The organism is Pseudomonas xanthosomatis (assembly GCF_019139835.1).
GTDB classification, from domain to species: domain Bacteria; phylum Pseudomonadota; class Gammaproteobacteria; order Pseudomonadales; family Pseudomonadaceae; genus Aquipseudomonas; species Aquipseudomonas fakonensis.
Genome location: NZ_CP077075.1, coordinates 3,398,370 through 3,416,042 on the forward strand (window position 1 = coordinate 3,398,370; position 17,673 = coordinate 3,416,042).

General features: G+C 62.6%; 27 protein-coding genes. 8 read left to right on the plus strand and 19 right to left on the minus strand.

Annotation, left to right across the window (positions count from 1 at the left end; translation table 11 throughout):
- Positions 1 to 134: 134 nt before the first annotated feature.
- Entirely contained in the window at positions 135 to 1,082 is a 948-nt protein-coding gene (locus KSS93_RS15060) for an IS110 family RNA-guided transposase (RefSeq protein ID WP_217884790.1), read from the plus strand.
- A gap of 79 nt (positions 1,083 to 1,161) precedes the next feature.
- Here the strand turns inward: KSS93_RS15060 and KSS93_RS15065 are convergent, their stop codons facing one another.
- The 5 genes from KSS93_RS15065 to KSS93_RS15085 all read right to left on the minus strand — a co-directional run bounded on the left by KSS93_RS15065 (position 1,162) and on the right by KSS93_RS15085 (position 4,375).
- On the minus strand, positions 1,162 to 1,647 hold the full coding sequence (locus KSS93_RS15065) for an HvfX family Cu-binding RiPP maturation protein (protein ID WP_217884791.1): 486 nt from the start codon (positions 1,645 to 1,647) through the stop codon (positions 1,162 to 1,164).
- 16 nt (positions 1,648 to 1,663) lie between these two features.
- Positions 1,664 to 2,284, minus strand: a complete 621-nt coding sequence (locus KSS93_RS15070) for a ferric reductase-like transmembrane domain-containing protein (RefSeq protein WP_217884792.1) — start codon at positions 2,282 to 2,284, stop codon at positions 1,664 to 1,666.
- Positions 2,285 to 2,435: 151 nt separating this feature from the next.
- Entirely contained in the window at positions 2,436 to 3,032 is a 597-nt protein-coding gene (locus KSS93_RS15075; RefSeq protein WP_217884793.1) for an START domain-containing protein, read from the minus strand.
- 85 nt (positions 3,033 to 3,117) lie between these two features.
- On the minus strand, positions 3,118 to 3,480 hold the full coding sequence (locus tag KSS93_RS15080) for an MmcQ/YjbR family DNA-binding protein (protein WP_217884794.1): 363 nt from the start codon (positions 3,478 to 3,480) through the stop codon (positions 3,118 to 3,120).
- Entirely contained in the window at positions 3,473 to 4,375 is a 903-nt protein-coding gene (locus tag KSS93_RS15085; protein ID WP_217884795.1) for a LysR substrate-binding domain-containing protein, read from the minus strand. The genes KSS93_RS15080 and KSS93_RS15085 overlap by 8 nt, the downstream gene beginning before the upstream one ends.
- Before the next feature lie 135 nt (positions 4,376 to 4,510).
- Here KSS93_RS15085 and KSS93_RS15090 point away from each other — a divergent pair, with 135 nt between their 5' ends.
- Positions 4,511 to 5,122, plus strand: a complete 612-nt coding sequence (locus KSS93_RS15090) for an FMN-dependent NADH-azoreductase (RefSeq protein ID WP_217884796.1) — start codon at positions 4,511 to 4,513, stop codon at positions 5,120 to 5,122.
- 130 nt (positions 5,123 to 5,252) lie between these two features.
- Positions 5,253 to 6,302: an alpha/beta hydrolase family protein gene (locus KSS93_RS15095; RefSeq protein ID WP_217884797.1), complete on the plus strand. Its 1,050-nt coding sequence runs from the start codon at positions 5,253 to 5,255 to the stop codon at positions 6,300 to 6,302.
- Here the strand turns inward: KSS93_RS15095 and KSS93_RS15100 are convergent.
- The 3 genes from KSS93_RS15100 to KSS93_RS15110 all read right to left on the minus strand — a co-directional run bounded on the left by KSS93_RS15100 (position 6,261) and on the right by KSS93_RS15110 (position 10,725).
- Entirely contained in the window at positions 6,261 to 7,442 is a 1,182-nt protein-coding gene (locus KSS93_RS15100; RefSeq protein ID WP_217884798.1) for an MFS transporter, read from the minus strand. The genes KSS93_RS15095 and KSS93_RS15100 overlap by 42 nt on opposite strands.
- A 482-nt stretch (positions 7,443 to 7,924) precedes the next feature.
- Positions 7,925 to 9,511 (minus strand): ABC-F family ATPase, encoded by a 1,587-nt coding sequence (locus tag KSS93_RS15105; protein ID WP_217838948.1) that lies wholly within the window; start codon positions 9,509 to 9,511, stop codon positions 7,925 to 7,927.
- A 20-nt stretch (positions 9,512 to 9,531) separates the two neighbouring features.
- On the minus strand, positions 9,532 to 10,725 hold the full coding sequence (locus KSS93_RS15110; protein WP_217884799.1) for a site-specific integrase: 1,194 nt from the start codon (positions 10,723 to 10,725) through the stop codon (positions 9,532 to 9,534).
- A 38-nt stretch (positions 10,726 to 10,763) separates the two neighbouring features.
- On the opposite strand from KSS93_RS15110, the gene KSS93_RS15115 reads away from it, so the two are divergent.
- Positions 10,764 to 10,934, plus strand: a complete 171-nt coding sequence (locus KSS93_RS15115; protein WP_217884800.1) for a hypothetical protein — start codon at positions 10,764 to 10,766, stop codon at positions 10,932 to 10,934.
- Positions 10,935 to 10,936: 2 nt separating this feature from the next.
- On the opposite strand, the gene KSS93_RS15120 is transcribed toward KSS93_RS15115, so the two are convergent.
- Genes KSS93_RS15120 through KSS93_RS26525 form a run of 8 tightly spaced genes read right to left on the minus strand, consistent with a single transcriptional unit; the run spans position 10,937 to position 13,535 of the window.
- Positions 10,937 to 11,260: a hypothetical protein gene (locus KSS93_RS15120; RefSeq protein WP_217884801.1), complete on the minus strand. Its 324-nt coding sequence runs from the start codon at positions 11,258 to 11,260 to the stop codon at positions 10,937 to 10,939.
- Between the two features lie 54 nt (positions 11,261 to 11,314).
- Positions 11,315 to 11,545 (minus strand): hypothetical protein, encoded by a 231-nt coding sequence (locus KSS93_RS15125; protein ID WP_217884802.1) that lies wholly within the window; start codon positions 11,543 to 11,545, stop codon positions 11,315 to 11,317.
- A 43-nt stretch (positions 11,546 to 11,588) separates the two neighbouring features.
- Positions 11,589 to 11,888 (minus strand): hypothetical protein, encoded by a 300-nt coding sequence (locus KSS93_RS15130; RefSeq protein ID WP_217884803.1) that lies wholly within the window; start codon positions 11,886 to 11,888, stop codon positions 11,589 to 11,591.
- A complete protein-coding gene (locus KSS93_RS15135) occupies positions 11,885 to 12,097 on the minus strand; it encodes a hypothetical protein (protein ID WP_217884804.1) in 213 nt (70 codons plus the stop codon). Before KSS93_RS15135 ends, KSS93_RS15130 begins: the two co-directional genes overlap by 4 nt.
- On the minus strand, positions 12,094 to 12,357 hold the full coding sequence (locus KSS93_RS15140) for a hypothetical protein (RefSeq protein WP_217884805.1): 264 nt from the start codon (positions 12,355 to 12,357) through the stop codon (positions 12,094 to 12,096). The genes KSS93_RS15135 and KSS93_RS15140 overlap by 4 nt, the downstream gene beginning before the upstream one ends.
- Positions 12,354 to 12,647: a hypothetical protein gene (locus KSS93_RS15145; RefSeq protein ID WP_217884806.1), complete on the minus strand. Its 294-nt coding sequence runs from the start codon at positions 12,645 to 12,647 to the stop codon at positions 12,354 to 12,356. Before KSS93_RS15145 ends, KSS93_RS15140 begins: the two co-directional genes overlap by 4 nt.
- A 13-nt stretch (positions 12,648 to 12,660) precedes the next feature.
- Positions 12,661 to 13,008 (minus strand): HNH endonuclease, encoded by a 348-nt coding sequence (locus KSS93_RS15150; protein ID WP_217888741.1) that lies wholly within the window; start codon positions 13,006 to 13,008, stop codon positions 12,661 to 12,663.
- 2 nt (positions 13,009 to 13,010) lie between these two features.
- A complete protein-coding gene (locus KSS93_RS26525) occupies positions 13,011 to 13,535 on the minus strand; it encodes a hypothetical protein (RefSeq protein ID WP_225917188.1) in 525 nt (174 codons plus the stop codon).
- 176 nt (positions 13,536 to 13,711) lie between these two features.
- On the opposite strand from KSS93_RS26525, the gene KSS93_RS15160 reads away from it, so the two are divergent.
- Together KSS93_RS15160 and KSS93_RS15165 are read left to right on the plus strand one after the other, a co-directional pair.
- Positions 13,712 to 13,963 (plus strand): hypothetical protein, encoded by a 252-nt coding sequence (locus KSS93_RS15160; RefSeq protein ID WP_217884807.1) that lies wholly within the window; start codon positions 13,712 to 13,714, stop codon positions 13,961 to 13,963.
- A 61-nt stretch (positions 13,964 to 14,024) separates the two neighbouring features.
- Positions 14,025 to 14,306 carry a hypothetical protein gene (locus tag KSS93_RS15165; RefSeq protein ID WP_217884808.1) on the plus strand — a complete coding sequence of 94 codons (282 nt, stop codon included), beginning with the start codon at positions 14,025 to 14,027 and terminating at the stop codon, positions 14,304 to 14,306.
- Between the two features lie 52 nt (positions 14,307 to 14,358).
- On the opposite strand, the gene KSS93_RS15170 is transcribed toward KSS93_RS15165, so the two are convergent.
- Positions 14,359 to 14,787: a hypothetical protein gene (locus tag KSS93_RS15170; protein WP_217884809.1), complete on the minus strand. Its 429-nt coding sequence runs from the start codon at positions 14,785 to 14,787 to the stop codon at positions 14,359 to 14,361.
- A 55-nt stretch (positions 14,788 to 14,842) separates the two neighbouring features.
- Between KSS93_RS15170 and KSS93_RS15175 the strand changes: the two genes are divergently transcribed.
- Positions 14,843 to 15,244 (plus strand): hypothetical protein, encoded by a 402-nt coding sequence (locus KSS93_RS15175; protein WP_217884810.1) that lies wholly within the window; start codon positions 14,843 to 14,845, stop codon positions 15,242 to 15,244.
- On the opposite strand, the gene KSS93_RS15180 is transcribed toward KSS93_RS15175, so the two are convergent.
- Positions 15,241 to 16,110, minus strand: a complete 870-nt coding sequence (locus KSS93_RS15180; protein ID WP_225917189.1) for an adenine nucleotide alpha hydrolase family protein — start codon at positions 16,108 to 16,110, stop codon at positions 15,241 to 15,243. The genes KSS93_RS15175 and KSS93_RS15180 overlap by 4 nt on opposite strands.
- On the opposite strand from KSS93_RS15180, the gene KSS93_RS15185 reads away from it, so the two are divergent.
- Entirely contained in the window at positions 16,109 to 16,651 is a 543-nt protein-coding gene (locus KSS93_RS15185) for a hypothetical protein (protein ID WP_217884812.1), read from the plus strand. The genes KSS93_RS15180 and KSS93_RS15185 overlap by 2 nt on opposite strands.
- A 224-nt stretch (positions 16,652 to 16,875) precedes the next feature.
- Here KSS93_RS15185 and KSS93_RS15190 read toward each other — a convergent pair whose 3' ends face one another.
- Complete coding sequence (locus tag KSS93_RS15190; protein WP_217884813.1) at positions 16,876 to 17,514, minus strand: hypothetical protein; 639 nt, start codon at positions 17,512 to 17,514, stop codon at positions 16,876 to 16,878.
- Between the last annotated feature and the right edge of the window lie 159 nt (positions 17,515 to 17,673).

Here is a 17,673-nt window from a genome sequence, read left to right on the forward strand (position 1 = left end):
AGGAGATTTCACCCCTCCTCCTTTCACCCAAGCGCCGATAAAGAATGCTTCTGGCTCGCAACCGACGATAGAAACAAGCCTGCGCCTCTGGGTGGCCCTTCAAGTCCTGAAACCTTATACGGGGAGGAAGCCCAATGGCAATGCCAGTTACTGTCTCACTACCGATCATTGGCGTGGATGTCGCCAAGGATGAGCTGGTGATCTATCACGCTGATTCCGATCAGTTGGAGACCATTCCCAACAACAAAACAGCCATCAAGAAATGGCTCAAAGCGTTGCCGGGAAAAGTAGCTGTCGCCATCGAAGCCACGAATATCTATCACTTGGTGTTTGCAGACCTCGCCTACGAGTTTGACTGCATCATCTACATGGTGGGTGGCTACGAACTTAGCCACTACCGCAAGGGCGTCAACATCCGAGCCAAGACCGACGCGCTAGATGCCAAGCTGCTCGCTCGATACCTCAAGAACGAGGGCCAGGAACTACGTCCCTGGAGTCCTCCCAGCGGTCTCTACCGCCGTCTTATCAGCCTTTTTCGCCGCCGTGCTGCTGTGGTTCAAGCCCGAGTGAGCTTGAAGCAAAGCTGGGCTAACGAGCCGCTGCTCAAGTCAGCAATAACCAAGCATCTGAAGGCCATGGCGCGATTGGAAGCACTTGTCGAAAAGACCATTTGTGACCAGTTGCAAGCAGCCGGGCTAAAAGATCAACTGAAGCGATGCATGCAGGTCGAGGGTATCGGACTGTTGACTGGCGCTCGCCTGATTACTGCTTTTCAACGAGGAGACTTCCGAAACTCGGATGCCTTCATTGCGTTTCTGGGTTTGGATCTTCGGGTATCGAAATCAGGCCAGAAAGATAACCGCCGCAGTTTGTCCAAACGAGGGGATCCTGAAGCACGACGTTTGCTGCACAACGCCGCGATGTCTGCTCGCCGTACCGCGATCTGGCGGGATGTCTACGAGGGTTACATAGCTAAGGGGCTACGCACTACCCAGGTGCTGGTCATACTCGCTCGCAAGCTTGCCCGCGTAGTATTCGCCCTGCTGAAGGGGCAGGACGAATATCAACCCAAAGTCAGCTAATGGGCTTCCCTGAGACCATAGAATCTCCTACAGGGTTGTGCGTTGACCTGTAGGAGCCGGCTTGCCGGCGATAAGTCCATCAGCGCTGTTTGAGCCAGTGATCCACACTCAATCGCCCAGCCCCCTTCAACAGCAGCGGCAGCAACGCCACCAGGTAGATCAACGGCAGCTTGTAGTTGCCATACCCCTGGTCACTGATCGAATAGCCGCGTGCCAGCTCCGCCAGGCTCGACCACTCGGCCGGCCAGTGCACTGCAGCGATCGCCACCACGGTCACCACCATCAGCACCAGCGACGCCAGGCGCGTGCCCAGCCCCAGCACCAGCAGCAGCGGGCAGATCAGTTCGGCCCACATCGACAACTGCCAGTTCAGCCCCGCCGGCAGCAGGTTGAACGGGAACGGGAATTTGCCCTGCAGGTCGGCGAACCAGTTGGCACCGTTGAATTTTTCCAGCCCCGATTCGAAGAACTCCCAGGCCAGGAACAGCCGCAGTGGCAGATCGGCGCCCCAGCTGCCGAAACGGTCGAGGGCGGTGAACGGGCGGGTAAGGGTTTGCGTCAGCATGAACGGCTCCTTGCAGTCAGTGGGCAGGTGAGGGCGAAGCGCCGCGCAGGCGGCGTGCCTGCTTGGCGATCAGTTTCAGCACGATGGCGGCGAACATCAGGGCGAAGGCCAGCGGGTACCAGCCGCCCATGGGGATGCGCTTGTAGAACGACAGGCAGAACACCCCGGCCAGCACCCAGGTGCCGGTGCTGTGCAGGCCCTTCCACAGGCGCGGGCCAAGCAGGCGCGTCGGTGCCTTGAACGAGGTCAGGGCCAGCAGCAGGATGAACAGGTAACCCACAGAGCCCGGGATATTGGCCACTGCGGTGCGCCCGGCCCAGAACAGCTCGGGGAAGCCTTGGGCATACAGGTAGATCAGCACCCCGTGCACCGTGTGCGAAAAGGCAAAGGCCAGGCCCAGGTAGCGCCGCTCGCGCAGCAACTGGCGGCTGAGGGCGCCCGGCAGCAGGGTGACCAGGGCCGAGGCGAGGAAGGTCAGCAAGAACAGCGCGAACGAACTGCGCGCAGTGGCGCGGATGGCGCTGCGCAGGGCATCGGCGCTGCCCGCCGGGTAGGCGGCCAGTACTGCGGCGGTCATCAGCAAGGTCAGGGCGGCGAGGCTGAAGAACAGCTTCCAGCCGGTGGGCAAGGCTTTCATCGGTGTGGCTCCCGGAGTGCGTGGTGGTTGGCCGGGAGTGTGTGGGGGCGGGGTATCTGCAGTGTGTCGGCGGGGTGGGGGTTGTGTATCGGTTTGTACGCCGCTATTGCCGGCGCGCCGCTTCCTACAGAGGACGCGTCAAAGCTGCGCTTCAGGGCTGGCGCTCGGCCACCGCCCGCAGGGTGCGAAGGGTGACCACCGGGGCGTCCACCACGAAACGGTTGGCCAGCCAGCCGGGCACGTCACCGGCAGGGTCGGCTTGTAACTGGTAGGTGACCTCGGTTTCACGCTCCCCCAGGGGCTTCATGACCCATTCGCCGCTCAGGCGCTGCACCCGTATCAGGCCTTTTTCTTCGGGCAGCTTGCCGGGGTCGGCGCTCAGGTGGCGCACCAGGGTGCCGTCGTCCAGGCGCTGGGTGCTGACCTTGAGCACCATGTCCCGCGGCAGCGTCGGCCAGGGCAGGTCTGTGGTCAGGTAGATCCAGGTGGTGTCGCCGTCCACCTCCAGCAGGCGCATCTGCTGGCAGGCATATAGCCACTTGCAGGCTACCCGCAGGTTCTCCTGCAGGTCGGTGAGGGTGCGTACGCTGGCCTTCATGGTGCTGACACCGCGAAACTGCTGGTAGGCCGAGCCAGGTGCGGCGCTGAGGTAGACCTTGATGCCTTCGCGGTCGTAGGCCAGGTTCCAGCTGTCGGCGGCCAGCGCGCTGGTGCACAGCAGCAAAAGGGCGAGCAGGGGGCGGTTCATGGCGTGTACCGCTGGCGGTGGGGTGCCATTGAGTATGTGTGGCAAATGGCGGTTATGCCATTGCGCCCCACGCAGGGTCACAGCCTCAATCCAGCAGCAGGCCCACCTGGGTTCGCTTGGGCAAGCGGCGCACCACCAACTGGTGCGAGCGCTTTAGCAAATCGGTCAATTCCGCACGGCCCATGGGGTAGGGCAGCGCCATGCTCACCCACTTGGCCCGCGCCAGATACGGCGCCGGGCGCACCCCGGGGCGGTCGCAATAGCCGAGAAACAGCTCGTCGGCCACCTTGAACGACAGCCCCGCGCCGGCCAGGTCCATGACCGCGAACATCTTGTTGCCGGCCACCGAGAACACCCGGATGCCGCCCCACTTGTAGTCTTCCCGCGCGCCCGGCAGGGCCAGGCAGAAGGCCGCAACCTGGGCTTCGCTCATCGGTTTTTCAGACATACTTTTCTCCACAGGCCTCGAACGAAGCCGCCAGGTGATCGATCCATACCCGCACTGCCGGCAGCAGGCCGCGCCGGTGCGGGTATACCGCCTGCAGATAGCCGCCGGGCAGCGACCAGTCCGGCAGCAGCCGCACCAGCTCGCCACGGGCCAGTTCCTCCTCGCAGAACATCGCCGGCAGGGCGGTGAAGCCAAGGCCTGCGCGCACTGCGGCGTTACGCACGACAAAGTCGTCGATGGCCAGGCGCGGCTCCAGGGCTATGTGCTCTTCGCGGCCATGGGGGCCGTGCAGGCGAAAGTGCACCAGCCGGTCAGCCTCGGCCGCGCCCAGCACCGGCAGGCCGGCCAGCTCGGCCGGCTCGCGGATGTGGTCGGCAAAGCCGGGCGCCGCCACCAGTTGCATCTGCGCCTGGCGCAGGCGGCGGGTGACCAGGGTCGGGTCTTCGTCGCCCAGGTCGCGCACCCGCAGGCCCACGTCGATGCCTTCGGAAATCAGGTCGACCCGCCGGTTGAGCAGCACCATGTCCAGTTGCACCAGCGGGTACTGCGCCAAGAAGCGGCTGATCACGTCGGGCAGAAAGGCGTGGGCCAGCGCCACCGGGCACGACACCCGCAGGCGCCCGCGCGGTTCGCTGGACATGCTGGCCACCACCTCATCGGCCATCTCGGCCTCCAGCAGCATGGCCTGGCAGTGGTGCAGGTAGCGCTCGCCCACGGCGGTGAGCTTGAGCTGGCGGGTAGTGCGCTGCAGCAGGCGGGTGCCCAGGCGTTCTTCCAGCTCGGCGATGCGCCGCGACAGGCGCGACTTGGGGATGCCCAGCTGGCGGCCGGCGGCGGCGAAACCACCGGCCTCGACTACGCGGGCGAAGTAGAACAGGTCGTTGAGGTCTTGCATCGGCGGCGGCTCATTGTTCCATCAGTGGGACAAACTAACGCATTTTTGCCTGCTTATCAGCCATTCGCTGTGCCGGTAGGATTCTCCCCATCGTGATCGCCCAACGCCGCGGTCTTCAAAACACAGGAGAGTCCCATGAAACTGTTGCACATCGATTCGAGCATTCTCGGCGACAATTCCGCCTCCCGTCAGCTGAGCCGCGAAGTGGTCCAAGCCTGGAAGGCCACCGACCCGAGCATCGAAGTGATCTACCGCGACCTGGCCGCCGACGCCATCAGCCACTTCTCCGCCGCCACCCTGGTGGCCGCCGGTACCCCGGAAGAAATGCGCGATGCCGCCCAGGCCCATGAAGCCAAGCTCAGCGCCGAAACCCTGGAAGAGTTCCTGGCCGCCGACGCCGTGGTGATCGGTGCGCCGATGTACAACTTCACCGTGCCCACCCAGCTCAAGGCCTGGATCGACCGCGTAGCCGTGGCCGGCAAGACCTTCCGTTACACCGAAGCCGGCCCTGAAGGCCTGTGCGGCGACAAGAAGGTGGTGCTGGTATCCACCGCCGGCGGCCTGCACCACGGCCAGCCGACTGGCGTTGGCCATGAGGACTTCCTCAAGGTGTTCCTGGGCTTCATCGGTATCACCGACCTGGAAATCGTCCGTGCCCACGGCCTGGCCTACGGCCCTGAGCACCGCGCCAAGGCCATCGACGCCGCCCAGGCGCAGATCGCCGATGAGCTGTTCACTGCTGCCTGATCCCGCAGTTGTAAAAAAGCCGACTGTCGCCCACGCGCCAGTCGGTTTTTTTCATGCTTTTTTCATGTAGTGCCGGCACCTGCGGTTCTAAGCTCAGACATACCTGCGCCCAAGTGGGGGAGCCCCTCCCATGAACCGACTGCAAAACCTCCTTGCCCTGCTGCTGTTCGGCGGCCTGCTGGCCAACGCCGAGGCGGCGTCGTGGTCGGCCGGGCTGCACCGCCTGACCCTGACCGACCCGGTAGACGCCAAACCCATGCAGGCGCTGGTGTTCTACCCCTCCAGCGGTGAGGCGCACCCGGTGCGTATCGAGGGCTACCAGACCCGCGTTGCCGAAGAGGGCCCGGTGGCCCTGGGGCAGTTCCCGCTGTTGGTGATCTCCCACGGCAACACCGGCAGCCCCATGGCCCTGCACGACCTGGCCAACGGCCTGGCGCGCCAGGGCTTTGTAGTGGTGGCGGTGGTGCACCCTGGCGACAACAGCCGCGACCACAGCCGCCTGGGCACCCTCAGCAACCTGTATGGCCGGCCGTTGCAGATCAGCGCGGCGATCACCGCGGCGCGAGATGACGCGCTGCTGGCGCCGTACCTGAACGACGGCAAGGTCGGGGTGATCGGCTATTCCGCCGGGGGCGAGACGGCATTGATCTTGTCGGGCGCGCAGCCAGACCTGGAGCGCTTGCGCCGCTACTGCGAAGAGCGCCCGAACGATGCCGACGCCTGCAAGACCCACGGCGTGCTGATTGCCGACCACAGCGAGCTCACGCCCCGGGCCGACCCGCGGGTGGGGGCAGTGATGCTGATGGCGCCGCTGAGCCTGATGTTCGGCCGTCACGCCCTGGCCGGGGTACAGGTGCCGGCGCTTATCTACAGCGGCGACCACGACCAGTTGCTGGCCCTTGAGCACAACGCCGATGCCCTGGCGCGCAAACTGCCGGTGACCCCGGACTACCGGCTGTTGTCCGGTGCCGGGCACTTCGTGTTCATGGCCCCGTGCGACGACGAGCAGCACCTGCGCATGCCGGCGCTGTGCAAGGATGCCGACGGCGTCGACCGGCGCATCATCCACCGCTCGCTGCGCAGCGAAACCACCGCGTTCTTCAGCCAGGCACTGGGTGCGCCGGAGCCGGCCGAGCGCTCAGCGGCGACGGGCGAGCAGCAGCGTCAGCCCCACCCCTGACAGCGCCAGCAGGGCCGCCACGGCAAAGATCGAGGCATAGCCCAGATGCACCGCCACCGCGCCCATCAGCGGGCCGGCAATCGCCAGGGCCAGGTCAAAGAACACCGCATAGGCGCCAAGCCCGGCGCCACGGCTGCTGCTGGGCACCTGGCGGATGGCCTCGACCCCCAGCGCCGGGTACACCAGCGACAGCCCGAAACCGGTCAGCCCGGCACCGACCATCGCCCACAGCGGCGAGGGCGCCAACCACAGCAAGGTCAGCCCCAGCACCTCGGTGGCCATGCAGGCGATGGCCACGTTGTAGCCGCCAAAGCGGTTGACCGCATTGACGAACAACAGCCGCGAGACGATGAAGCACACACCGAAGGCGCTCAGGCACAGGGCCGCGCCGCTCCAGCCGCGCTCAAGGTAATACAGGGTAACGAAGGTGGTCAGGGTGCCGTAGCCGATGGAGGCCAGGGTCAGCCCCAGCCCGCACGGCGCCACCCGGCCGAACGCCGACCAGAACGCCAGGCGCTCGCCGCGCACCACCACCACGTCGGGCCGCGTGCGCAGCGCCAGCAGGGCGAGCACGGCCAACACCAGCAGCGCCGGGCCCAGCACCACGAAGTGCACGGCATCCACCAGCAGCACGCCAACCGGGGCGCCGATGGCGATGGCGCCGTAAGAAGCGATGCCGTTCCACGAGATCACCCGCGCGGTGTGCTCCGGGCCCACCTGGCTGATGCCCCAGCTCAGCGTGGCCACGCCGATCAGGCCCTGGGCGATGCCTAGCAGCAGGCGCCCACCCAGCAGTAACAGCAGGCTCAGCCAGGGCAGGGCCAGGGTCCAGGCCGACAGCAGGGTGAGCACGCCACAACCGGCAATGCCAAACAACCCGTAGCGGATCGCCCGCTTGCCGCCGAGTGTGTCGGCCACACGCCCGGCGAAGGGGCGGCTGAGCAAGGTGGCGAGGTATTGCAGGCCAATGGTCAGGCCGGCGATCACCGCGCCATAACCCAGTTGGTCATGCACGTGGCCGGGCAGCACCGCGATCGGCAGGCCGATGCACAGGAAGGCGATGAAGGTGTAGAAGACGATGGAGAGAATTTGCAGCGTGATGCCACGGGTGTGGGCTGGGGCGGGTTCTGGCGCGGTCATGGGCTCGTTCGCGGGTAGCGGTTGGGCGTACGGGCAATCATGGCCGTTGTGCGGCGTAAAAGAAAGCAGGCTAACGAATTGTTCGTCGGGTGGTGCCAAAGGGGGGGAAAAGCAGGGCATCGATAATCTGTAGGAGACTTTCGGGCTGAGCTGTCGCGCAGAGAACTAGTCTCGCAGATGCGCCGCGACCTCTGTGGGAAGCGGCCTTGTGTCGCGATGGGCTGCGCAGCAGCCCCGGCAATTTTGCATGAGGCCGAGGCCTTGGGGCCGCTTCGCGCCCCATCGCGACACAAGGCCGCTTCCCACAGAGACCGTGTTAAATCAATGAGTTGTAGTTTGCTCTATGAGAACCGGCTTGCCGGCGATCACCGGCAACGCGGTGCCATCCATTGCCTGTGACGGCCTCATCGCCGGCAAGCCGGCTCCTACAGGTTGTCGATGCCCCTGTGGGAGCGGGCTTGCCCGCGATGGCTGGCCTCAGGTCAGACCACGACGCCCTGGCTGCGCAGGTAATCGTCGTAGGTACCGCTGAAGTCCACCACACCATCGGCGGTCAGCTCGATGATGCGGGTGGCCAGCGACGACACGAACTCACGGTCGTGGCTGACGAACAGCAGGGTGCCCGGGTAGTTTTCCAGCGCCAGGTTCAGCGCCTCGATCGATTCCATGTCCAGGTGGTTGGTCGGCTCGTCCATCACCAGCACGTTGGGCTTTTGCAGGATCAGCTTGCCGAACAGCATGCGGCCTTGCTCACCACCGGAAATCACCTTCACCGACTTGAGAATCTCGTCGTTGGAGAACAGCATGCGCCCCAGGGTGCCGCGGATCACCTGCTCGCCGCTGGTCCACTGGCCCATCCAGTCGAACAGGGTCACGTCGTCTTCGAAGTCGTGGGCGTGGTCCTGGGCGTAGTAGCCCACTTCGGCGCTGTCGGTCCACTTCACTTCGCCCTTGTCCGGGGTCATTTCACCGACCAGGGTGCGCAGCAGGGTGGTCTTGCCGATGCCGTTGGGGCCGATGATGGCCACGCGCTCGCCGGCTTCGATGGTGAAGCTGAAGTCCTTGAACAGCACCTTGTCGTCGAAGGCCTTGGCCATCTTGTCGACGATCACCGCCTGGCGGTGCAGCTTTTTCGTCTGCTCGAAGCGGATGAACGGGCTGACGCGGCTGGACGGCTTGACCTCGGCCAGCTGGATCTTGTCGATCTGCTTGGCCCGCGAGGTGGCCTGCTTGGCTTTCGAGGCGTTGGCCGAGAAGCGGCTGACGAAGGTCTGCAGTTCGGCGATCTGGGCCTTTTTCTTGGCGTTGTCCGACAGCAGCTGCTCGCGCGACTGGGTGGCGGCGGTCATGTACTCGTCGTAGTTGCCCGGGAACAGGCGCAGCTCGCCGTAGTCCAGGTCGGCCATGTGGGTGCAGACGCTGTTGAGGAAGTGACGGTCGTGGGAAATGATGATCATGGTGCTGTTACGCGCCGTGAGGATCGTTTCCAGCCAGCGGATGGTGTTGATGTCCAGGTGGTTGGTCGGTTCGTCCAGCAGCAGCACGTCCGGGTCCGAGAACAGCGCCTGGGCCAGCAGCACGCGCAGCTTCCAGCCCGGGGCCACTTCGCTCATCGGGCCGAAGTGCTGCTCCAGCGGGATACCCAGGCCCAGCAGCAGTTCGCCGGCACGGGATTCGGCGGTGTAGCCGTCCATTTCGGCGAATTCGGTTTCAAGCTCTGCCACCGCCATACCGTCTTCTTCGGTCATTTCCGGCAGCGAGTAGATGCGGTCGCGCTCGGCCTTGACCTGCCACAGCTGGGCGTGGCCCATGATCACGGTGTCGATCACGGTGAAGGCTTCATAGGCGAACTGGTCCTGGCGCAGCTTGCCCAGGCGGGTGTTCGGCTCGAGCATCACCTGGCCGCCGGACGGCTCCAGGTCGCCGCCGAGGATCTTCATGAAGGTCGACTTGCCGCAACCGTTGGCGCCGATCAGGCCGTAGCGGTTGCCGTTGTTGAATTTGACCGAGACGTTCTCGAACAGCGGCTTGGAGCCGAACTGCATGGTGATGTTGGCGGTGGAGATCAAGGAGCTTACCTATCAATAACTTACGTGGCTTCGTCGCTGCTACGGACCAATTTCGGACCAATCTGGAGCTTTTCCAGCTCCTGCCAGTCGTTGGACGAGTTGATCCAACGTGCATACGTCGATAAGAGCATCTGCACGCTGTGCCCGAGCTGTTGGGCGATAAATGCGGGGTTAAGACCAGACATTAAGCATATTGTCGCATAGGTGTGGCGGCAGTTATACGGGGGGCGATACCTGATCCCCAAACCTTTGAGGATCGGGCGCCACTGGTGGTGCAGGTCCGACGTCTGTTTGACGTGCTCCCCATTCTTCCCAGGCGGGAAGACGAACGGCGACTCGGTGAACTGACCTTTTCCTTGCTTGCGGCGCTCCGCGTACTGTTTGGCAAATTCCAGCGCGTGTAGAGCACGTTCGTTGAGCAGGACGAAGCGATCCCTTCCGGTCTTCGTCCGCTCCTCAACCACCCCCAGCGCAATCGTCCGCCGCACATGAACGGTCTTCTTCACCGTGTCGACCGTGTCCCAGCGCAATGCCAGGCCTTCGGACAGCCGCAGGCCGGTGAAGAACATGAACTCGAAGAACGCAGCGTAGATCTGACTGGGCCAGTGCTTGTGCTTGTACAGCTCGGCAATGATCGCGTTGGCCTCCTCCAGGGTGAACGGGTCAACCTCTTTTCGTGAGCGCGCCGGCAATTGGATGGCTTCAGCCGGGTTCCGGGTGATCAGCCCGTCCATCACCGCGGAACGGAGGATGGTCGAAAGTTTGATCATCGCGTTGCGCTTCACTGAGGGCGAAGTCCATTCGGTCGCGGCTACGATCCGGCGGAGCAGGGTGGAGGTGATCAGGTCGATGCGCACCAAAGCGAGGTGCGGAACCCAATAAAGGTTGAGGGCGCCCTTGTAGTTCAACCTGGTGCCCGCGGCGATTTCCCGGCTATCCAGCCACAGCTGCGCATATTCGCCGAACGTAGGAACACCGCCCACGACAGCGGCGGAGCTAGGGAACAGCTCCGCATACTTGTCGTGGTCGAGTAGGTTGAGCTTGATCAGGCTGTTTACTTTATCGCGAAGCTGGGATGCAGCTTTGATGCCTTTTTGTGTCGCGGGGTAGGGAAGGGTTTCACTTCGGCGAGTACCTTCCCACATGAACCTGAGGCGGAGCGAGCCATAGTGGACGTCGATGCCAGGGGGTAAATCCATTGGCTTTCCAGCCATTCGTCGTACCTCTTCTTGCTGTAAATGATCCGGCCGCCATGCTTCATCCAGACGCCTTCGGGGATCACTCCACGCAGGCGCCGGCCTTCCAGGGCGCGCTTGGTGCAGCCGAGCAGGTCGGCCATTCGCTGTTCGGTGACTTTGTCGACGTCACCGGTGCTTTCGGTTTCCATGGGATGGTCTCCACGCCGCCGGTGGCGGCAGGCTGAGGTCAGTCGACCTGGTAGTAGACGTAGCAGTTGACGCCCTGGTCTTTCAGCGATTTGTGCATGGCTTGCACACCGGCACTGTGCTGGTTGCCCTGGCCTGGCCAAGGCGTGTCCAGATGGATGCCCTGCTGGTGATAGCGGCTCTTCTTCTGCAGGTATCCAGGTAGGCCCGGCAGCTGGTTAGGGCGCAGGCCGGGTACTGGGATCACCACTCGATCCAGGTTAGCGCTGCCACCATCATCGGTGCAGGCTGCGGCTGCGGCCTTGCCAGCCTCAGTGGCGATGCGAACCTTTGCCGGCAGGCCGGCCAGATCTTCTTTCGTCATGGCAATAGCTCTCCATGCCCGCGCGGGGCGGGCTTGAGTTGTAGGGGGAGGGGTTTAGCGCTTTTCGAGATCGGTAGTGATCGCTTCGACGACCACCGGGCCGAGTATGCGTGTGGTTGCTACATGGTCCTTGAAGACCTTGTTGAGCCGCCCGATTGCTGCCTCGCGCGCCTGGCGGTAGACCTGATCAAGCGTGCAGTCCGGGCCCCAGGAGCCGAGATTCGTCAGCTCGATAGTGAGAGTGACCTTTGCGCCTGTTTGGGTTCTTGCGTGTGGCTTGCTCATCGCGGCCCCCTGTGGATCAGGTATGCCATGTAGGCGAGGGCGATCATTGCTGTTTCTCCTCTGGGGGATGAGCAGGGCATGGCCAGCGCAGCGATCCGTCGCCGGACGGGCAGGTGCAGGTCAGGCGCCATTTCGTGTTGTTGACCTGTTCGTGATCCGACTCGACAACGCCGTCACGCTCCATGCGCTCCAGCTCGCGACGAATCTCCCGGGTACCATCTTCGGCTTCAACGTGGTGCTTGAACCACCAGGTGGGGAACCAGCCCCCAACCCGGCGCTCGTGCCCTTGCATGTACTGGATGATCCGCCCGCGCAGGGGATTCACTTCGATCAGGTCGGTCATGGCTGCACCTGCTGCGCGGCATGCCGGATGGCGAGGTGCTGGTCTACCTTGCGCTGGCGCGCTGCGTAGACCCGCAGGCATTTTTTGCAGGTGACTTCACCTGGCCGGCTCGAGCCGTTCATATCTTCGCCGGCCTGGCCGCAAGCGATCTGGCAGTCGTGGTCGTCGAAGCAGCCGAAGTGCGAAACGAGATGCACGATCTTGCTCACAGCGAATACCTCTCTTCGATCCAGCGCCCAGGCGCCAGTGCGGGTGTAGGTTCGGGTTGGGTTTCGTGCGGGGAGAGCTGGCGCTGGTTGCCGGCCTGCAGCTGGCTGTCGGGGATGCAGCTGATGCCGACCCCGTTCAGCAGGTAGCAGGTGACGCCGCGCTGACTGTCGTGCTGCACGTCGATGACGTTGTCTTGCGGCTTGGGTGCTGCGCTGGCGCCGGTGACCAGCAGCAGGAGGCAGAGGGCGAGGCGGGTCATGGCTGCACCTCGCCGCTGTAGTGCTCGAAGCCTTCGCCGTACTCATGGCAATAGGTTGCCGGCCAGCAACCCCGAGTGCCCTCGGGCACCATGTTGTACATGCAGTCGTAAGTGCCACGACCTGGTGTCGTCTTGATCCATACGTGGACCGGTCCACCAAGTGCCCAGCCTGGGTACTGCTTGATGGCGGCGGCCATGAACGCATCGAGGTCGTGATGCCCCTTGCTCATGACGATGTAGGTGTCTTCGCCAACGCTACGTACATCAAGCGGATAGGTTTTGGATGGCATCGCTCTGCACCTTTTAGAAGTAGAAGACGACCTCTGCCCCTGTCTCGGCGATCAAGCCGTAGGCCTTGGCCAGGCGGTAGATGGGGTGGTACTGGTTGAGGCTGTTGACGTGACCGGCCAGCCAGCGTCGCCAGTCCTCCAACTGCATGCGGTGCTTGCTCAGGTTGCAGGGCACGCAAGCCGGCATCATGTTGGCCAGGTTGTGGTTCTGCAGCTGCTCGGCCACCCGGTCATCAGGTAGGCGAATCACAGGCTCAAAGTGGTCGGCGTGCCAGCGTGGGCCCAGGTCGTTGCCGCAGTAGGCGCAGCGGCCGCCGTATTTCAGGCGGACCTGCTCACGCTCGGCTTTCTTGAGGCGCATCTTCATTTGCGCAGGCCCTCGTCCGGGTCCAGCCCGTAACGCCGGCACAGAGCTTGGGCTACGCCTGAGCCGCAGACAAAGGCGTTCATCATGAGCGCCCAGCGCGGGGTCTTCTGCCTGCTGGTTCCGCTGACGCACCGGACCGCAGTGCCGATGAGGTCATCTTCCGTGTATTCGCACCCCGCCAGCGTGACGGTCCGGCTGGTGCCCTTTTGCTTCTCCAGCTGCTGGCGCAGGCTTCGGATCTCTTCAACCATGGCCAGCACCACGGCAGGCCGGGCAGCGCGGTAGTGAGCCTCTGCATGGACGTGTGGATCGCCGATACCGTAGAACTGAACGCCCAGCGCCTCGCCGTCGTAGTTCAGGTAGTCGGCGGTCAGCTCGACGGATCCTTCACCGCCGCACCCTGGGCAGTTGATCCAGCCCTCTTCGGTGTCGGCGACCTGGGCGCTGTCGAAGTTTTGCGGGGTTGCAGCCTTGGCCGCTACCTCAATCGCGTCGAGGTCCAGCACAATTGTTTCGGGCACGGTCGTTCCTTGGCCGCCATATCGCGGCAGTGAATAGAGGGAAGAGTTTGGTATAAGATGGCGCAACGGCCTTTGATATCGCTCGTCGGATTTTTCGTGAGGTAGTGAACCTTCACGCCGTTTACGCTGGTCGCTAATTGAAGGGACTGATATCAATAAGTTGCGGATGAATTCTCATGAGTACTGACAAACATGAGCGCCAATATCAGGCGTACCAAGCGCTTAAGGGGTTGAGCGACTTGACTGCCGACACGATGAAGCAAATCGCCTATGAGCAGATGGATCACATTGATTGGGTAGAGACTTGCCGCCGGCACCGTCAAGCGTTTGCCCGCTGGATGGAGTACGCTGAAAGCCAGGGTTCGGAGGATGCCCCCCGTTTGGACAGGGCACCACGGCAGTTTATTGATTCAGTGGTTAAGAAATAGATAGCTATTGCATAGCGTTGCTGTAGCCTGAAATGACAATTCATCACTGTTAGGCTCAGCCATGCGTAATCGCGGTACGGTTTACTGGGATTGGGTCAACCCGGAGTTGCATTTTCGCAACTACGACGAGCGCCTGTCTTGCGGCACCCTCATCAACATCCAGGTGCGCACCTCCCAAGATAACCTCACCCAGCTCTTCTTTGGCATCTATGGCCAGAAGGGGCTGATGCTTCTTGAAGAAAACTACCCAGACAGCAAAGGGCAGACGATGACGGCTGCTATGGCCTGGGCGCTCCAGCGCGCCAAAGACTGGGTGGCTGGCCAGCGCTCCAATCCTCGTTGACTGAATAGAGTGGAGAGCCGTTAAAGCTGGGTGGAGTACAAATGTGCTCTTGTCAGGATTTCTGCTTCGACTGGCGCGCCTTGAATCGCTCGTACGGGCCATCAGGCAGGTCGGCGATGGCATTGGCAGCTTTGATCAGCAGATCGCCCAGGGCGGCGCGGCCCTTAGGCACAAACGCTCTGTACCTGGTCCCGGTCGGGAAGTACGCGTCATAGCCCATGCGGGCGCATAGCTCGGAAGCTTCGTTCAGTCCTTGGGCGCGACCGTCCGAGACCAGCTTGGCGCACCTCGGATCCATGAAATCGAGGTCGGCCTGGTCATCAACTGGCTTGCCGAACCTTTCGCATATCAGCTCCCAGATCTCGAAAGCACCGCCCCCGCACACCCTGGCCTTTTCTGCGATCAGCTCAGCAAGCTCATCGCTGAGCTCGCGCGGGAAGCTGATCATCTCGGTGTTGCTGGATCGGTTTTCTGTGGGCATGGGGATACCTCGCGGCTATAGTTCCGCCATCTGCGAATCGCACATGGAGCGAAGGATGTTCAATGTGATGGGGGAGGTCGATACTCCCGCTCGGTACAGGTCAACGACCTGGGTTTGCTTTTTCATGGTTCTGCTGTTAATCGCTGCAGCTGTGGCAGCTCCCCTCTATTCCATCTTTGGTGAGTGGATGGCCGAAGGGGAAAGCAGAGGGATATGGATTCAGCGCAGTGGCGCGGTAACCACGCTTTTTTCTTTCATTGCTGGCGGCATGATTGTTTTTACGAGCGGGCGCTTGCACACCCCTGGTTTTTTTGGAGACTCGAATCGAGTCCCGATACTCATGGAGTTCCGATGGAGATTCCATCTTGCGGAGACTGCCATTTTCATGCTGAGTATTTTGGGGACCGTGACCTGGGGATATGGAGATCTCATATACCGCTGGGTATTAGTTCTCTAGTCGCCGCACATGCAGTCGATGAGGTCTTCGTCCTCTGCGAAGTCGAGGTCGAGCGGCATCTGGCGGCCAAGTTGGTCAGCCATCCAGGCCAGGGCTTTGTAGTTGGGGCGGTCACGACGGAACACCTGGCCGGTGCGTTCTTCCGCCTCGATCCACCAGCGGGCTGTGCCTGGGTTCTCGACAATGGCGCGGATGATCTTGTCGGGCGACTTCAGGAAGCACAGATCGCAGTTGCCCAGGTCTGAGTCGATCCCTAAGTCGAACAACTGACGGGCCCAGAAGCTGTTCACGTCGGCCTTCAGCACGCCGGCCTGGTACATGGGCGTCACGTTATCCCACCGGTTACTGCCTTTCTCGTTCGCAGCCATCATGCGGTGATAGCGCCGCGGCTCGTCTGCCCGGATGCCGATAATCGCATCCCACGAATCCAGGCCCAGCACATCGCGCATGTACCAGGTGCTGGCCTTGATCTTCATCCGGTCCGTGCACATCCGGTTGACCGGGTTTGGCAGTATGGGCGGCTCGCCCTTTTCCTCGCGACGGTAGTCGGCGTAGTACTGAAGCATCAGGTCGAACGGCTCTCCATTGCGGCTTGCCGTCTCGTGGCTGACCACTTTCCAGCTTAGGCCCTGGCCGTAAACGCCGTCGAACTCCAGCCAGGTGATCGGCACATTCCAGTGGCGCTGGCACTCGCGGATGAAGTCGAGCGTTTCATCGCGTTCTTTGCCGGTGTTCTGGAACGTGACATGCACGCCATCGGGAAGCTGGCCGCCGTGCGCTTCGAGGATGTGGTACAGCATGTATCCGGAACTGCGTCCGCCACTGAAGCCGATCTGCGCCGGCCCGGTGATCTGGTAGGGGTTCATGGGCAATCTCCATATTGCAGGCGCCGCCAGCGTGGCGACGAGATGTGGGGAGGGGCATTCAGTCGAACAGGTGCTCGCGCTGACCCGTTGTCTGGTAGTGCAGGTCTTGAATGATCTGCTGCTGGTCGATGGTGAACAGCGGGTTGCAGGTGGTGCAGTGGCCAGCGATCTTGATGGCCTGGGACGACAGCGAGATCGTTGGGTAGTCGCGAAGGCAAAACGGGCATTGAACTGCGTGAACGCCGCAGCAACTGATTGCGGTATCCTCGTTGTCATGTATGGATTTGCACGTCGGACACTCATAGAGCTCATAGATGTCCGGCTGGCAGCATTCCCGCGCGCCGTCTTCGTCGTCGTGGACTTCGTCGCAGGACCCGCACTTGTAGAGCGTCCTGATCTGAACCTTCATGAGGCCTCCGGGCAGGCGCCGCCCTCGCCGGGGTGGCGTGATTCGTTGAAGTGGGGTATTGGTGACTCGCCCGGCATGGAGCCGGATGCGGAGACTCTCTATGGCGAAGAAGCCAAGACCAACAAGGGCTGAGCGGTACAAGAAGAAGCATCAGTTCGACGATCTCGCTGCTCTTCTCGAGGCAACCCCAGTCGAGTACAGGGCCAAGTTGTATGAGAAGCTGGAACGCGAGCGGCTAGCAGATAACATGGAAAAGGCAGGGAAGAAACGCCGTGGAGGCTGGCCCTTTGTTCCTGGAAGCTTCGAAAGCGGATCCCGCAAGTAGAGGGAGACTTCTGGCGGGAAGCGCTGGTAGTTCAGGGGCAGTTGTTCGCGCCGCAGTTCTTGCAGTTGTCGAGAAACCGGCCATCCCAGCTGATGAAGCGCCCGCAGCCGCAGCAGTTGAGCATCGGCCCGCGACGCTTGGCGACCTTGGGTGGCCTGGGTATCTTCACGCCGGCCACGCGCAGGGCCAGCTTGTGGTCAACGTTCTGGCGGTGCACCAGGCGCCTGCGGATCGTGTCGATGTAGTCGGCAGGCCAGAAAACCCGCGTGCCCTGGCCGGCGTGGTTGAAATACGTGAACTTGGCGGTTTCGAGGTCCATGCTCTGGGCCTGCTGCAGGTTCTCGGTCACCTTGCCGCGCTGCTCGCTGACCCAGTAGACATCGTTACCGTTCCAGTCGCCTGGCACGTGCACGTAGACACGGGTGCCCGCCTGCAGCCCAGCGACTCGGCGATCATCATCCATCAACTGGCAGTCGACTCCGTAGTGCGCGCGAGCGTCGATATAGTCCTTCGGCCACGGGATATCGGTATCGCGGTGGCGGCAGGCTTCCTCGAAGGTGAACAGCTCGGCCTGGTCCAGGTCGGTCACGTAGCCGCGGCCTTCCTTCGCCCAGAACATCATGCCGTCACCGACATGGCTGCGGCTGTCCTGTAGATAGAACTGGTTCATGGCAATCTCCATTGCAGGCGCCGCCCTCGCTAGGGTGGCGTGATTCGTTGAAGGGGTGTGAGGGGGCGATTCAGCGGGCCCAGCCTGCGGCCGCAGCTTCGATGCAGCTGTAGACCGACCGAAAAAGTGATGGCAATTTGCTGTATCCTTCGCAAAAAA

Bases quoted from the DNA above. Each gene is read 5' to 3' on its own strand.
- KSS93_RS15165 (WP_217884808.1), top strand. From the start codon at position 14,025: ATGCGTAATCGCGGTACGGTTTACTGGGATTGGGTCAACCCGGAGTTG.
- KSS93_RS15115 (WP_217884800.1), top strand. From the start codon at position 10,764: ATGCTTCATCCAGACGCCTTCGGGGATCACTCCACGCAGGCGCCGGCC.
- KSS93_RS15190 (WP_217884813.1), bottom strand. From the start codon at position 17,514: ATGAACCAGTTCTATCTACAGGACAGCCGCAGCCATGTCGGTGACGGC.
- KSS93_RS15060 (WP_217884790.1), top strand. From the start codon at position 135: ATGGCAATGCCAGTTACTGTCTCACTACCGATCATTGGCGTGGATGTC.
- KSS93_RS15075 (WP_217884793.1), bottom strand. From the start codon at position 3,032: ATGAACCGCCCCCTGCTCGCCCTTTTGCTGCTGTGCACCAGCGCGCTG.
- KSS93_RS15160 (WP_217884807.1), top strand. From the start codon at position 13,712: ATGAGTACTGACAAACATGAGCGCCAATATCAGGCGTACCAAGCGCTT.
- KSS93_RS15130 (WP_217884803.1), bottom strand. From the start codon at position 11,888: ATGACCGACCTGATCGAAGTGAATCCCCTGCGCGGGCGGATCATCCAG.
- KSS93_RS15145 (WP_217884806.1), bottom strand. From the start codon at position 12,647: ATGCCATCCAAAACCTATCCGCTTGATGTACGTAGCGTTGGCGAAGAC.
- KSS93_RS15090 (WP_217884796.1), top strand. From the start codon at position 4,511: ATGAAACTGTTGCACATCGATTCGAGCATTCTCGGCGACAATTCCGCC.
- KSS93_RS15085 (WP_217884795.1), bottom strand. From the start codon at position 4,375: ATGCAAGACCTCAACGACCTGTTCTACTTCGCCCGCGTAGTCGAGGCC.
- KSS93_RS15120 (WP_217884801.1), bottom strand. From the start codon at position 11,260: ATGACGAAAGAAGATCTGGCCGGCCTGCCGGCAAAGGTTCGCATCGCC.
- KSS93_RS15080 (WP_217884794.1), bottom strand. From the start codon at position 3,480: ATGTCTGAAAAACCGATGAGCGAAGCCCAGGTTGCGGCCTTCTGCCTG.
- KSS93_RS15180 (WP_225917189.1), bottom strand. From the start codon at position 16,110: ATGAACCCCTACCAGATCACCGGGCCGGCGCAGATCGGCTTCAGTGGC.
- KSS93_RS15185 (WP_217884812.1), top strand. From the start codon at position 16,109: ATGGGCAATCTCCATATTGCAGGCGCCGCCAGCGTGGCGACGAGATGT.
- KSS93_RS15095 (WP_217884797.1), top strand. From the start codon at position 5,253: ATGAACCGACTGCAAAACCTCCTTGCCCTGCTGCTGTTCGGCGGCCTG.
- KSS93_RS15150 (WP_217888741.1), bottom strand. From the start codon at position 13,008: ATGCGCCTCAAGAAAGCCGAGCGTGAGCAGGTCCGCCTGAAATACGGC.
- KSS93_RS15125 (WP_217884802.1), bottom strand. From the start codon at position 11,545: ATGAGCAAGCCACACGCAAGAACCCAAACAGGCGCAAAGGTCACTCTC.
- KSS93_RS15065 (WP_217884791.1), bottom strand. From the start codon at position 1,647: ATGCTGACGCAAACCCTTACCCGCCCGTTCACCGCCCTCGACCGTTTC.
- KSS93_RS15070 (WP_217884792.1), bottom strand. From the start codon at position 2,284: ATGAAAGCCTTGCCCACCGGCTGGAAGCTGTTCTTCAGCCTCGCCGCC.
- KSS93_RS15175 (WP_217884810.1), top strand. From the start codon at position 14,843: ATGTTCAATGTGATGGGGGAGGTCGATACTCCCGCTCGGTACAGGTCA.
- KSS93_RS15100 (WP_217884798.1), bottom strand. From the start codon at position 7,442: ATGACCGCGCCAGAACCCGCCCCAGCCCACACCCGTGGCATCACGCTG.
- KSS93_RS15140 (WP_217884805.1), bottom strand. From the start codon at position 12,357: ATGACCCGCCTCGCCCTCTGCCTCCTGCTGCTGGTCACCGGCGCCAGC.
- KSS93_RS15110 (WP_217884799.1), bottom strand. From the start codon at position 10,725: ATGGCTGGAAAGCCAATGGATTTACCCCCTGGCATCGACGTCCACTAT.
- KSS93_RS15170 (WP_217884809.1), bottom strand. From the start codon at position 14,787: ATGCCCACAGAAAACCGATCCAGCAACACCGAGATGATCAGCTTCCCG.